General features: G+C 73.0%; 9 protein-coding genes. 5 read left to right on the forward strand and 4 right to left on the reverse strand.

The genetic code is table 11. From position 1 onward, the window contains the following. Positions 1 to 621: 621 nt before the first annotated feature. A complete protein-coding gene (locus ABZ858_RS25260; RefSeq protein WP_361382828.1) occupies positions 622 to 1,071 on the forward strand; it encodes a PTS glucose transporter subunit IIA in 450 nt (149 codons plus the stop codon). A 77-nt stretch (positions 1,072 to 1,148) separates the two neighbouring features. Next, positions 1,149 to 2,819 (forward strand): phosphoenolpyruvate--protein phosphotransferase, encoded by a 1,671-nt coding sequence (gene ptsP, locus ABZ858_RS25265; protein WP_361382831.1) that lies wholly within the window; start codon positions 1,149 to 1,151, stop codon positions 2,817 to 2,819. Positions 2,820 to 2,900: 81 nt separating this feature from the next. Here the strand turns inward: ptsP and ABZ858_RS25270 are convergent, their stop codons facing one another. Beyond that, positions 2,901 to 3,794 (reverse strand): hypothetical protein, encoded by an 894-nt coding sequence (locus tag ABZ858_RS25270; RefSeq protein WP_361382833.1) that lies wholly within the window; start codon positions 3,792 to 3,794, stop codon positions 2,901 to 2,903. Between the two features lie 37 nt (positions 3,795 to 3,831). Continuing rightward, on the reverse strand, positions 3,832 to 5,118 hold the full coding sequence (locus ABZ858_RS25275; RefSeq protein ID WP_361382836.1) for an MFS transporter: 1,287 nt from the start codon (positions 5,116 to 5,118) through the stop codon (positions 3,832 to 3,834). A gap of 51 nt (positions 5,119 to 5,169) precedes the next feature. Between ABZ858_RS25275 and ABZ858_RS25280 the strand changes: the two genes are divergently transcribed. Continuing rightward, positions 5,170 to 6,489, forward strand: a complete 1,320-nt coding sequence (locus ABZ858_RS25280; protein WP_361382839.1) for an aminotransferase class I/II-fold pyridoxal phosphate-dependent enzyme — start codon at positions 5,170 to 5,172, stop codon at positions 6,487 to 6,489. A 32-nt stretch (positions 6,490 to 6,521) separates the two neighbouring features. Here ABZ858_RS25280 and ABZ858_RS25285 read toward each other — a convergent pair whose 3' ends face one another. Then, positions 6,522 to 8,489 (reverse strand): acetoacetate--CoA ligase, encoded by a 1,968-nt coding sequence (locus tag ABZ858_RS25285; protein WP_361382843.1) that lies wholly within the window; start codon positions 8,487 to 8,489, stop codon positions 6,522 to 6,524. Between the two features lie 212 nt (positions 8,490 to 8,701). Between ABZ858_RS25285 and ABZ858_RS25290 the strand changes: the two genes are divergently transcribed. Beyond that, complete coding sequence (locus tag ABZ858_RS25290) at positions 8,702 to 11,056, forward strand: TIM-barrel domain-containing protein (RefSeq protein ID WP_361382846.1); 2,355 nt, start codon at positions 8,702 to 8,704, stop codon at positions 11,054 to 11,056. A gap of 143 nt (positions 11,057 to 11,199) precedes the next feature. On the opposite strand, the gene ABZ858_RS25295 is transcribed toward ABZ858_RS25290, so the two are convergent. Beyond that, positions 11,200 to 11,736, reverse strand: coding sequence for an NUDIX domain-containing protein (locus tag ABZ858_RS25295; RefSeq protein ID WP_361382849.1), 537 nt, complete (start codon positions 11,734 to 11,736; stop codon positions 11,200 to 11,202). A 316-nt stretch (positions 11,737 to 12,052) separates the two neighbouring features. Here ABZ858_RS25295 and glpK point away from each other — a divergent pair, with 316 nt between their 5' ends. Continuing rightward, positions 12,053 to 13,573 carry a glycerol kinase GlpK gene (gene glpK, locus ABZ858_RS25300; protein ID WP_361382852.1) on the forward strand — a complete coding sequence of 507 codons (1,521 nt, stop codon included), beginning with the start codon at positions 12,053 to 12,055 and terminating at the stop codon, positions 13,571 to 13,573. The last annotated feature ends 53 nt before the right edge of the window (positions 13,574 to 13,626 follow it).

The raw sequence follows: 13,626 nt of genomic DNA on the forward strand, positions 1-13,626 counted from the left end.
TTAAGCACGCCGCCAGCGTTCGTCCTGAGCCAGGATCAAACTCTCCGTGAATGTTTTCCCGTAATCGGGACGACACATCACGAGAGCGGAACCAGGAGAAGGAATATTCTCCCGGTTCACAGCGTCCTCGCTGTGTTTTCTTCAAAGGAACCTCGCCCCGGCCATGATGACCGGAGACGGGGTATCAACATATCTGGCGTTGACTTTTGGCACGCTGTTGAGTTCTCAAGGAACGGACGCTTCCTTTGTACTCACCCTCTCGGGCTTTCCTCCGGGCGCTTCCCTTTCGGTGTTCCACACTCTATCAGGCTTTTCCGGCCCTCTTGACCACCGTCCCGCAGGCATGCGGAAGGCGATCCAGAGATAGGATCTGACAAGTTGGATGCCGCTCGGGCCAAGGGCGCTTGATCGCGCCGCTCACCCCCGAGCAGGAGTACGACTGTACAGGCGCCCCCGGAGCCGGTGCAAATCCGTGGGATTGGTGGTCTAGACCACTATCGTGAGCTGTCGTAAGCTCTCGCCCGGAACCGGTACTTACCGTGACATACCCTGCTGCACAGATGCGCCGTCCGGGACAGGCAGTGACGGCCCATACGAATCTCCACCCCTGGGAGGCTTCCCATGACCACCGTGACGTCCCCGCTCGCCGGACGCGCCATCGGACTGGCCGCCGTGCCGGACCCCGTCTTCTCCGGCGCCATGGTCGGGCCGGGCACCGCCATCGACCCCGTGCGTGAGCCCTCCGAGGCGGTCGCGCCCGTGGACGGTGTCATCGTCTCGCTGCACCCGCACGCGTTCGTCGTCGTCGACGAGCAGGGGCACGGCGTGCTCACCCACCTCGGTATCGACACCGTGCAGCTCAACGGCGAGGGCTTCGAGCTGCTCGTGAACAAGGGCGACACGGTGACGCGCGGCCAGGCCGTGGTGCGGTGGGACCCCGCCGCCGTCGAGGCCGCCGGCAAGTCCCCCGTGTGCCCGGTCGTGGCTCTGGAGGCCACCGCCGAGTCCCTCTCCGAGCTTCGCGACAGCGGCGATGTGAAGGCCGGCGACAGTCTCTTCGCCTGGACGTGACCGCCCCGCCGTTCTCCGGGACGGCGTACAGACCAACCACCGCGGCGGGACGCGCCGCACTATCGGAGACGGGTGAGATGGACACAACGCTGCGAGGCGTCGGTGTGAGCCACGGTGTGGCGATCGGCGAGGTACGGCACATGGGCACGGCGGTGCTGGAGCCCCCGGCCAAGCAGATACCGGCGGAGGACGCGGAGCGCGAACAGGGGCGCGCCCGCCAGGCCGTCGACGCGGTGGCGGCCGACCTGACCGCGCGGGGCAACCTCGCGGGCGGCGAGGCCCAGGCGGTTCTCGAGGCGCAGGCCATGATGGCCCAGGACCCCGAGCTGATCGCGGACGTCGACCGGCGGATCGCGGTCGGCAGCACGGCGGAGCGCGCGGTGTACGACGCGTTCGCCGCATACCGGGACCTGCTGGCCGGTGCCGGTGAGTACCTGGCGGGCCGGGTGGCCGACCTGGACGACGTGCGCAACCGGATCGTCGCGCGGCTGCTGGGTGTGCCGATGCCGGGCGTGCCGGACAGCGACGAGCCGTACGTGCTGGTCGCCCGTGACCTGGCGCCGGCCGACACGGCTCTGCTGGACCCGACGCTGGTCCTGGGCTTCGTCACCGAGGAGGGCGGGCCGACGAGCCACAGCGCCATTCTCGCGCGGGCGCTCGGGGTGCCGGCCGTCGTGGCGCTGCCCGGCGCCGGTGAGCTGGCCGAGGGCACGGTGATCGCGGTGGACGGCAGCAGCGGTGAGGTCTTCGTGAATCCCGGTGCCGCGAAGAAGGCGGAGCTGGAGGCCGCGGCCGCCGAGCGCAAGGCCGCGCTGGCCGCCTCCACGGGGCCGGGCGCCACCTCCGACGGGCACAAGGTGCCGCTGCTCGCCAACATCGGCGGTCCGGCGGACGTGGCCGCGGCGGTCGAGGCCGGTGCGGAGGGTGTGGGCCTGTTCCGGACCGAGTTCCTCTTCCTGGACGACAGCAGGACGGCACCGTCGGAGGAGAAGCAGGTCGAGGCCTACCGGCAGGTGCTGGAGGCGTTCCCCGAGGGCCGTGTCGTCGTGCGGGTGCTGGACGCGGGCGCGGACAAGCCGCTCGACTTCCTGACCCCGGCCGACGAGCCGAACCCGGCGCTGGGCGTGCGCGGTCTGCGGACGCTGCTCGACCACCCGGAGGTGCTGCGCACGCAGCTGACGGCGCTGGCCAAGGCGGCCGAAGGACTGCCGGTCCACCTTGAGGTGATGGCTCCGATGGTCGCGGACCGGGCGGACGCCAAGGCGTTCGCGGACGCGTGCCGTGCGGCGGGGCTGCGGGCGAAGTTCGGCGCGATGGTGGAGATCCCGTCGGCCGCGCTGCGGGCGCGCTCGGTGCTGCAGGAGGTGGAGTTCCTGTCGCTGGGGACCAACGACCTCGCGCAGTACACGTTCGCCGCCGACCGTCAGGTGGGTGCGGTGTCCAGGCTCCAGGACCCGTGGCAGCCCGCGCTGCTCGACCTGGTCGCGCTGGCCGCCGAGGCGGCCGGGGCCGAGGGCAAGAGCTGTGGTGTCTGCGGTGAGGCCGCGTCGGACCCGCTGCTCGCCTGTGTGCTGACCGGTCTGGGTGTCACCTCCCTGTCCATGGGTGCGGCGTCGCTGCCTTACGTGCGGGCGACGCTGGCCAAGCACACGCTGGCGCAGTGCGAGCGTGCCGCGGCCGCGGCACGGGCCACGGAGAGCGCCGACGAGGCGCGGGCCGCGGCCCAGGCGGTGCTGTCCGGCGAGTGACCGGGCCGCGCCGCCGTCACCGGCCGGCTCATGAGGGGCGCCCCGCCTTCGGGTGGGGCGCCCCTCATGCGTGGTGCGCGGTCAGTGGTGGTGCCGCGGGCTCGGTCCCTGTTCTCCGAGGTCCGGGGGCTCGCCGTAGTCGACGCCGGATTCGGGGGCGACGAGGTCGCCGGATTCCACATCGGTGCAGTAGGCGTCGAAGACCTCGCCCGCGGTGAGCGGTTCGAGGCCGTCGCCGCGCAGGCGCCAGCCGTAGACGCGGTCCGGGGTGCCGGCGGTGGTGATGCGCATGACGAGGCCACCGGGGCTGCGGGTGGCGATGCCGAGGGCGAGGACGGTGGTGAACTCCAGGGCTTCGGCTTCGTCCAGTCGGGTGGAGCCGTCGTTGTCGTCGTCGGCGTGCAGGACGGCCAGGAGGGGCTCGGGTGCGGTCGAGACGCTGCAGACCAGATGCCGGTCGCCCGGCGGTGCCGTGTCGAGGACGCGGACGAGGAGGTCGGCGGCGCGGTTGAAGGCGGCCCGGCCGATGTCCTCGCCGCAGGTGGTGCAGGGGCCGAGCCGGGACAGGAGGGTGGAGGCGTACTCCCAGGTGGCCTGGCGGACGGCTTCGTCGACGAGGGCCGGGACGAGGTCGGCGAGGGGCCGGCCGTCGTAGGCGACGGTGGGGCCGGTGGTCGCGATCTCCGCGGTGAAGCGGGCGCGGCTGGCCGGGAGGTCCGGGTCGAGGCCGGTGTCAGCGCAGTACGCGGCGTACTCCTCCGGGTCGAAGAGGGCCACTGTGGTGTGGCCGCCCTGGGCGGCCCTGGATCGCAGGAGTGTCTCCACCTGGCGGAGGTAGGCGGTGTGGTCGTCGAAGGTGAAGGTCCGGTAGCGCCGCATGGCGCGGAAGTCGTGTTCGTCGGTGAGCAGGCCGATGGTGCCGGCGATCTCCCGGCGCAGGACGCGTCGCATGGTGCGGTGGTCGGTGTGCGTCATGTCTCCCCCATGGATTTCCCCGTGTGTGCACGGTCGATCAGTGCTCACTCACAGTAACGGGAGCCACTGACAACGGGGCTGGGTCGAGGCGGTCGCGGACCATGCGGTGCTGGATGACGCAGGTCAGGGCGATGCCGGTGCCGAAGACCGCCCATCCTGCGGGGCCGGTGGCGATGGCCGCGGTGACGGCGAGTGGGCCGATGCTGCGCTGGGCGGACTGGGCGAGTCCGTGCACGCCGAGGTAGGCGCCCTGGGCGGTGTCGGGGGCCAGAGCGACGGACAGTTCCCAGGAGACGGTGGCGTGCAGCATCTCGGCCACGGTGAAGGAGGCCGCCGCGGCCGTGAGGAGCACGGTGGCCGCGAGCGCGCCGCCGGTGGCGGACAGGGCCAGGGTGATGCCGCCGAGGGCGTAGGCGAGGGAGAGCGGGAGCAGGAGGGTGCGGGCTGCCGCGGTGGTGGTGCCGAAGCGGGCGAGGGGGACTTGGAGGGCGACCACCATGACGTTGTTCAGGACCAGGAGGAGGGGTGCGAGGCCGTGGGGCGCGCTGCCGGCGTGGGCGATCCACAGGGGCAGGCCGACCTTGAAGACGGCGTCGTCGAGGAAGAGGACGGTCTCGGTCGCGACGTAGGCGAGGTAGGGGCGGTCGCGCCAGGGGTTGGCGGGCCTGGCGGGGGCCGGGGTGGTGGAGGTCGCGACGGTGCGGGAGGAGGAGGCGGGTTCGCCGCAGCGCAGGGTGAGGAGGGCGACGGCGACGAAGGAGAGCGCGTCGCCGAGGAGCAGCCACCGGTAGGCGGCGGTGGTGCCGAGGGCGAGGGCCGCAGCGGCGCCGAGGCCGCCCAGGGCCCAGCCCGCGTTGGCCATGGTGCGGTTGAGTGCCTGGTAGCGGACGCGGTCGGGGCCGGCGACGCGGGTGGCGTAGAGCTTGGTGAGGACGCTGGAGGCGCGGTCGCCGAGGCTGCCGAGGGCGGAGAAGGCGAGCAGGAGTGCGTAGTGGTCGGTGGTGAGGAGGCCGAGGGAGGCGACGGCGCGCAGGAGTTGCAGGGCGATGAGGACGCGGGTGAGGGGGAGGCGGTCCGCGATGCGGCCGCCGATCGGGGCGCCGGCGATGCCGACGGCTCCGGCGAGGGCGGCGAGGGTGCCGACCTGGGTGACGGAGAGGCCTGAGACGTAGGTGAAGTAGAGGACGGAGACGGAGGCCCACAGTCCGCTTCCGACGCGGTCCACGAAGGCGACGGCGAGCATGCGGCGCCCGTCCCGGCCGCCGGGTATGCGCGGCCTCCCCGGTCCGGCCTTCTGTCCTGTGGTGCCGCGTGCGGTTCCCATCGCTCCCCCTTGCACTTGCCCTGCATTATGTATTGATACATACTTATCAACGTGGCAATACATTATGGGATCAGTGGCACGTCGGCCAGGACGATTTCCGCGTCCGTGGAACGCGGTGTGGCCGAAGGGGCGTTGGCGCCGGGCGCCGCGCTGCCTCCGGTGCGGCGGCTCGCGGACGAGCTGGGGGTGAGTCCGGGGACGGTCGCCACGGCGTACAAGGAGCTGCGCGCGCGGGGCATCGTGGTGACCCGGGGGCGGGGCGGGACCGTGGTGGCGCCGGCTCCGGCGGTGGCGTCCCGGCGGCCGCCGAAGGTGCCGCCGGGGCTGCGTGACCTGGCCGGCGGCCATCCGGACCCGGCGTTCCTGCCCGCCCTGGTGCCCCCGTCGCGCCTGTCCTCCGGGGCGCGCTCGCACCGGTCCGCCCCGCGGCTGCCGGGCCTTGAGGAGGCCGTGCGCGGCTGGCTGCGGCCCGACGGGGTGCCGGTGGAGCACGTGACGTTCGCGCACGGGGCCCTGGATCTGGTCGGACGGCTGCTGTCCGTGGAGTTGCGGCCCGGTGACGCGGTCGCGATGGAGGACCCGGGCTACCACCATCTGCTGGATCTGGTGACCGCGCTGGGGCTGCGCGGCGTCCCGGTGGCGGTGGACGACGAGGGGATGCGCCCCGATGCCCTGCGGCAGGCGCTGCGGGCGGGGGCGCGGGCCGTGGTGTGCAGTCCGCGCGGGCAGAATCCGTACGGCGGATGCTTCTCGGCGCGGCGGCGTGACGCGCTGGCCGCCGTGCTGCGGGAGGAGCCGGACGTGCTGGTCGTGGAGAACGACCACGCCTCGGCGGTGACGGACGTACCGCTGCGGACGCTGACCGCCGACGCCGGCGGGCGCTGGGTGCATGTGCGGACGGTGAGCAAGTTCCTGGGGGCGGATCTGCGCTGGGCCGCGGCGGCCTGTGACGCCACCACCCTGGCCCGCCACGACGGGCGGCTGCTGCTGACCTCCGGCTGGGTCAGCCATCTGCTCCAGGAGACGGTCCTGGGACTGCTGACGGACGACGGCACGCGCGCGCTGGTGTCCCGCGCGCGGGAGACGTACGCGGAGCGGCGGACCGCGCTGGTGTGGGAGCTGGGTGCGCGGGGGCTGCCGGCGCACGGGGTGAGCGGGATGAACGTGTGGGTGCCGGTGGCGGACGAGTCCGCCGTGGTGAACGGGCTGCGGTCGTACGGCTGGTGGGTCGCCGCGGGGGCCAGGTTCCGGCTGTCGGCGCGGCCGGGGGTGCGGATCTCCGTGGCCGCGCTGGAGCCGGCCGACGCGGTGCGGCTGGCCTCGGACTTCGCCGCCGTGCTGGGCGAGTCCGAGGCCACCTACGGCGGCTGACCGGGGGCCGGCGTCCGGCCGGGCGGTGCGGCTCAGGCGCGCTCGCGGGCCAGGGCCTCGTAGAAGCGCAGCAGGTCGAGGTCGTCGACGGAGCCGGGGTTGACGGCCTTCTCCAGGGGGGTGCCCTGGAGAAGGCGCTTGACCGGGACCTCGATGCGCTTGCCGGTGAGGGTGTGCGGGACGCCCGGCACCTCGATGACCTCGTCGGGGACGTGCCGCGGGGAGAGCTGTTCGCGGATGGTCCGCTTGATGCGGTCCAGGAGGGCGTCGTCGAGGGCCGCTCCCGGGGCCAGGTGGACGAAGAGGGGCATCCAGTAGCCGCCGTCGGGCTGTTCGATACCGATGACCAGGGATTCCTTGATCTCGGGCAGCCGTTCGACCGCTTCGTAGATGTCGGCGGACCCCATGCGCACGCCCTGGCGGTTGAGCGTGGAGTCGGAGCGGCCGTGGATGATCACCGATCCCCGGGAGGTGAGGGTGATCCAGTCGCCGTGGCGCCATACGCCGGGGTACATGGCGAAGTAGCTGTCGTGGTAACGGCTGCCGTCCGGGTCGTTCCAGAAGTGGATGGGCATGGACGGCATGGGGTTGGTGACGACGAGTTCGCCGACCTCGTCGACGAGGGGTGCTCCGCTGGGGTCCCAGGACCGCAGGTCGGTGCCCAGGCAGGGTGCCTGGAGTTCACCGATGTGGACCGGCAGGGTCGGTACGGCTCCCGCGAAGCAGGAGCACACGTCCGTGCCGCCGCTGACGGAGGCGATCCACAGGTCGTCGCCGACCTCGTCGTGCAGCCAGCGGAAGCCGTCCGGGGGCAGCGGGGAGCCGGTGGTGGCGACGCACCGGACCGTGGACAGGTCGAAGTCGCGGGCGGGGTGCACCCCGGCCTTGCGGCAGGCCATGACGTACGCGGCGGAGGTGCCGAAGAGGGTGGCGCCGGTGCGTTCGGCGACCCGCCACTGGGCGCCTGTGTCGGGATAACCGGGACTTCCGTCGTACAGCACGATCGTCGTACCGGTCAGCAGGCCGGAGACGAGGAAGTTCCACATCATCCAGCCGGTCGACGTGTACCAGAAGAACCGGTCCCCCGGCCCCAGGTCGCAGTGCAGGCCGAGCTGCTTGAGGTGCTCGACGAGGATGCCGCCCTGCGACTGCACGATGGCCTTGGGCAGGCCGGTGGTGCCGGAGGAGTAGAGCACCCACAGGGGGTGGTCGAAGGGCACCTGCTCGAAGGCGGGCTCCACGTCGGCGGAGGTGAGGGCCGACCATTCCAGGGCGCCCTCGGGAGCGTCGGTGCCCAGCAGCGGGATGTGCACCACGGCCCGCAGGGTGGGCAGCTCACGGCGCAGTTCGGCCACCGTGTCGCGGCGGTCGTGCTCCTTGCCGCCGTAGCGGTAGCCGTCGACGGTGAACAGCACGACGGGTTCGACCTGCTGGAAGCGGTCCAGGACGCTGCGGGCGCCGAAGTCGGGGGCGCAGGAGGTCCAGACCGCGCCGACGGCGGCCGTGGCGAGCAGCGCGACGACGGCCTGGGGGACGTTCGGGAGGTAGCCGCTGACCGGGTCCCCCGGGCGCACGCCGAGGGCGCGCAGCTCGGCGGCCAGGGAGCCGACCTGGCGGCGCAGCTCGGCCCAGGTCACCGGGCGTGGTTCGTGCGTCTCGTCGACGTGCAGGAGGGCCGGCTCGTCGGGACGGGTGGCGGCGGCCCGCAGGGCGTGCTCGGCGTAGTTCAGGGTGGCGCCGGGGAACCATTGCGCGCCGGGCATCGCACGATCGCCCAGCACGCGCGCGCAGGGCGTGCTGAACCGGACGTCGAACCACTCCGTGACGGCTTGCCAGAACGCCTCCAGGTGGTCGACGGACCAGCGGTGCAGGGCCGGGTAGCCGCCCTCGGCCGGTGCTCCGTGGTGCTCGGCCGCCCAGAGCTGGAACTTCGTGATCTGTGCCTGGGCGATCCGCTGCGGATCGGGCTGCCAGAGCGGCAGGGGGTTCACGGTCGACATGGGGGCTCCCGGACTCTGCGCGTCGTGTGCGTCGGTCCGCGCACGTGCTGGGGTGTGCGCGTGACGCGGCTGACACGGACGATGCCATGTGATCGACTTCGGCACCAGGGTTGGTCCCACACAGTCCGTGCCGTGAAGATGTGGGCCGGACCTGGGTGAACGGCAGTTGAACGCGACCCGCCCGGTGGCCCGTCGGTGGCAGGGTGAGCGGCATGGACGGTCGTGACCTGGTGCGTTCGGTGAAGGCGGTCGGCTCCGCGGGGGCGGCCCAGGGGGTGCGCACCGTACGGGCCGCCTGGCGTCGGCGGCGCGCCGATGCCAAGGGCCTGCCGCCGCGGGGGGCGGAGCGCGCGCGGGTGCCCGGGGAGGTGCGGGACGCGCAGTCGGGGCCCGGCGGTGGTGTGCTGCGCTTCAGCCGGTCGCGGCTGCGCGTCCTGGTCGCGGTGAACGGCGCCGTCTTCTGGGGCTGGGACGGGGCCGGTCCCGAGCCGTCGTACGCCCTCGCCGGACCGTGTCCGGAGCCCGATCCGCGCGCGGTGCTGGAGCCGGACAAGGACGGCGGCTGGCGGGTCGTGGCCGAGCGGGTCACCGTCACCGTCTCGCGCCGGGGCGCCGTCGAGGTGTGCACGCCCGGCGGTGTCCTGCTGCGCCGCGATCTGCCGCCGCGGTGGTGGGAGCCGGCCGGCGGGGGCCCGGCGCGCTGGACGCAGCGGTCGCAGGTGGCGGCCGACGCCCGGTTCTTCGGCCTGGGCGGGCGTGCCTCGGGGCCGAGGCTGCGCGACGGTGTCCATCGTCTGTGGAACACCGATCCCGGGCACACGTCCGCCCCCGGGGACGACCCGGCGCACCTCACCATGCCGGTCCAGCTGGTCGTCGCGGACGCGGGCACGCATCTGGTGTTCCACGACAACTCCTGGGACGGCACGGTGACGCTGCGGGAGGGCGAGGAGGGCGCCGGTTCGGGGCACGACCGGCCCGGGGCGAGCGAGCTGAGGATGGACGGCGGTCCGCTGCGCTGCTGGGTGATCGTCGGTACTCCCGCGCGCGTGGCGCACACCTGGGCCTCGCTCACCGGCGCGGCCGCCCTGCCTCCCGCCTGGGCCCTCGGCCACCAGCACGCGCGCGGGGACGTCGGCGGCGAGCAGGAGCTGCGCCGGGTCGTCGACGGCTACCAGGAGCACGGTCTGCCGCTGGACGCCGTGCACCTGGGCAGCGGCCACCACGACGCCCACCGGGTGTTCACCGTGGACCAGGAGCGCTTCGGGAAGCTCCCGGTGCTCGCCGAGGAGCTGCGGCGGGACGGCATCCGGCTGGTGTCGGCCGTGGGCCCGGGGGTGCGGGCCGCGCCGGGCGACGCGGTGTACGACTCCGGTGCGGCACGGGACGCGTTCGTGCGGGACGTGTCGGGGAACGTCGTGCGGGGGGTGGGGCGGCCTGGAGAGACGGTCTTCCCGGACTTCACGGACGCGCGCGTACGCGCGTGGTGGGGCGGTCTGTACCGGGAGCGGCTGGACCAGGGGTTCTCGGGCTTCTGGCACGACGGGGACGAGCCGACGTCGTTCGCGGCCTTCGGTGAGAGGACGCTGCCCCGGTCGGCCCGGCACGCCCTGGAGGGACGTGGTGGCGACCACCGGGAGGCCCACAATGTGTACGGGCTGTGCATGGCCCGGGCCGGGTACGAGGGTCTGTGCGCGCTGCTGCCCGAGGAGCGGCCCTTCGTCCTCTCCCGCTCGGGCTGGGCCGGGACGCAGCGCTACGGCGGCACGTGGACGGGAGGGGCGGCCACCGGCTGGCCGGGGCTGCGGGCGTCGCTGGCGCTGGTGCTGGGGCTCGGACTGTGCGGGGTGCCCTGTGCGGGGCTGGACGTGGACGGGTCGGACGGCGTTCCCTCGCCCGAGCTGTTCCTGCGCCGGCTCCAGCTGGGCTCGTACCTGCCGCTGTTCCGGACGTACGCCGGTGTGCGGGCGGGGTGGCGGGAGCCGTGGGAGTTCGGCCCGGAGGTGCTCGCGCACGCGCGCGGGGCGCTGGTCGAGCGGCGTCGGCTGCTGCCGTACTTCGTGACGCTGGCGCACCTGGCACGGCGCACCGGGGCGCCCTGTGCGCGCCCGGTGTGGTGGAACTCGCCGGAGGACCGCGCGCTGCGCGACTGCGGGGACGCCTTCCTGCTCGGTGACGCCCTGCTGGTGGCGCCGGTGTTCGGTCCCGGTGTGCGGCAGCGGGTGGTGCGGCTGCCGCGGGGCCGCTGGTACGACACGGTCACCGAGCAGGCGTACGAGGGACCGGGGCAGGTGCGCGTCGACGCTCCCCTGGGGCGGATCCCCGTGCTCGCGCGCGCGGGTGCCGTGGTCCCCGTGCGGGGTGAGCGGGGCGGGCTGGAGCTGGAGGTGTGGGCGCCCGCCCCTGGGAGGACCGGGGGCGGGCAGGTGGTGCCCGACGCGGGCGACGGGTGGGACGAGCCGGAGATCGAGCGGTACGCCGTCCGCCGGCAGGGCCGTGAGGTGGTCGTGGAGCGGGAGGAGGGCGCGGGCGGGCCGATGCGTCCGGTGCGCGTCCGGGGGCTCGGCTGAGCCGGGGTCGGACGCCGGGGCCGGGATGTTCTGGCACGGATGTTCGTGGCCGGGACCGTACGCAGGCGGACACGCAGGCGGACACGCAGTCGGACACGCAGTCGGACGTACCGAGTCGGGCTCACGGAGTCGGACGTGCGCGGTCAGATGTAGCGGCCCTCGAACCAGGCCCGTACGGCCAGTGTGTGCAGCGGGAAGGCGAGCTGTTCGGGCCCGCGCAGCAGGTGCCAGCCCTCCGTCTCGTCGGTGGGGGCGGACTTCGGCAGGCTCTCGGCCGGACGTTCCGGGAGCAGGCCGAAGAGCAGCAGGTAGCCGTCGGGCGCGCTCATGGCGTCGGTGAGCCGCACCTCGCGAGCGGCCGCGTCGATGCCCGTCTCCTCCTTGAGTTCGCGGACCACGGCCTGCCGCCAGTCCTCCCGGTCGTCGATGAAGCCGCCCGGCAGTGCCGTGCCCCCGCGCGCGGGGGCGATGGTGCGGGTGATCACGACCAGGGCGGTGCCCTGGGGGTCGTACACGGGCTGGAGGGCGACCGCGACCGGCAGCGGGTTGCGGTAGACCACGGTCCCGCAGGCCGGGCAGGTGCGGGGCCAGCCGGTGACGCCCTCTCCGTAGGGCGCTCCGCAACTCGAACAGTGCGAGTTCGGTACGGAGTTGGCGGACGGGTGCTGAAGTTCGGACACGCGCGGACTGTATCCGATCAGGGCACGGACGGCTTCTGTCAGGCCGCCGGGTGTTCGGGCAGGGCTCGGGCCGGCTCGGGCTGGTACGTGTAGTGCCGTGTCATGTCTGCAACATCTGCTGGCGGCCAGGCGCCGGGCAGGGACCGGCAGCGTGCCCGCGCCCTTCCGGGCGCCTGCCTCAACCATCCCGCGCCGGATCCGTGCAATGTGGGACAAACTGATACCAGCGAGACCTCAGGGGCGGAAGGGGCCCGGCTCAGGGCCCGTTTCGCCGCTCCCGCAGATCCGCCTCCGACCCTCGCCCGAAGGGGTAGCCATGACGGACAACGCCGAGAAGTACGTGGCCGCGATCGACCAGGGCACCACGTCGAGCCGCTGCATCATCTTCGACCACAGCGGCGCGATCGTCGCCGTCGACCAGCGCGAACACCGCCAGATCTTCCCCAAGCCGGGCTGGGTGGAGCACGACGCCACCGAGATCTGGTCGAAGGTGCAGGCGGTGGTGGCGGGCGCGACGGCCAAGGCCGGACTGCGGGCCGGGCAGCTCAGCGCGCTGGGCATCACCAATCAGCGCGAGACGACCGTCCTGTGGGACCGCGCCACCGGGAAGCCGGTGCACAACGCCATCGTCTGGCAGGACACCCGTACCGCGGCGCTCTGCAACGAGCTGGGCGGCACGGACGGGCAGGACCGTTTCCGCGAGCAGACCGGGCTGCCGCTCGCCAGTTACTTCTCGGGGCCGAAGGCGGCCTGGCTGCTGGACAACGTGCCCGGGCTGCGCGAGCGCGCCGAGCGCGGCGAGATCGCCTTCGGCACGATCGACTCCTGGCTCATCTGGAACCTCACCGGCGGCACGGACGGCGGCCGGCACGTCACCGACGTCACCAACGCCTGCCGCACCATGCTGATGAACCTGGAGACGCTCCAGTGGGAGCCGTCCATCCTGGCGGCCATGAACGTGCCCGAGGCGGTGCTGCCGGAGATCCGGTCCTCCGCCGAGGTCTACGGCACCGCCGTGGGCCAGCTGGCGGGCGTACCGGTGGCCTCGGCCCTGGGCGACCAGCAGGCGGCCGTGTTCGGCCAGTGCTGCTACGACGTCGGGGACGCCAAGAACACCTACGGCACCGGCAGCTTCCTGCTCCTGAACACCGGCGACCGGCCCGTGCCCTCCAAGAGCGGCCTGCTCACCACCATGGGCTACAAGATCGGCGACGAGGCGCCCGTCTACTGCCTGGAGGGAGCCATCGCGATCACCGGCGCGCTGGTGCAGTGGTTCCGCGACCAGCTCGGCATCATCCGCACCGCGGACGACATCGAGCCACTGGCGGCGAGTGTCCGGGACAACGGCGGCGCGTACATCGTGCCCGCGTTCTCCGGGCTCTTCGCCCCGTACTGGCGTTCGGACGCGCGCGGGGTGGTCACGGGTCTGACCCGGTACGTCACCAAGGCCCACCTGGCGCGGGCCGTGCTGGAGGCGACCAGCTGGCAGACGCGTGAGGTCGTGGACGCGATGTACCAGGACTCCGGGGTGGAGCTGACGACCCTGAAGGTCGACGGCGGCATGACGAAGAACAACCTGCTCATGCAGCACCAGGCCGATGTGCTCGACGTGCCGGTGATCCGGCCCAAGGTCTCCGAGACCACCTGCCTGGGCGCCGCGTACGCGGCCGGACTCGCCACAGGTGTATGGAACGACCTGGACGAACTCAGGTCGCACTGGCAGAAGGACGCGGAATGGACCCCGTCCATGGACGCCTCCGTCCGCGACCGGCAGTACCACAACTGGCGCAAGGCCGTGGAGAAGAGCTTCGGCTGGCTGGAGGACGGCGAGGACTAGCCACGCGCGCGAGGGCCTGCGGTCCGTGCTCCACGCGCGAGGACTTACGGTCC

Origin of the sequence: Streptomyces sp. NPDC047017, assembly GCF_040644175.1 — a bacterium.
In the GTDB taxonomy this organism is placed as follows: Bacteria; Actinomycetota; Actinomycetes; order Streptomycetales; family Streptomycetaceae; genus Streptomyces.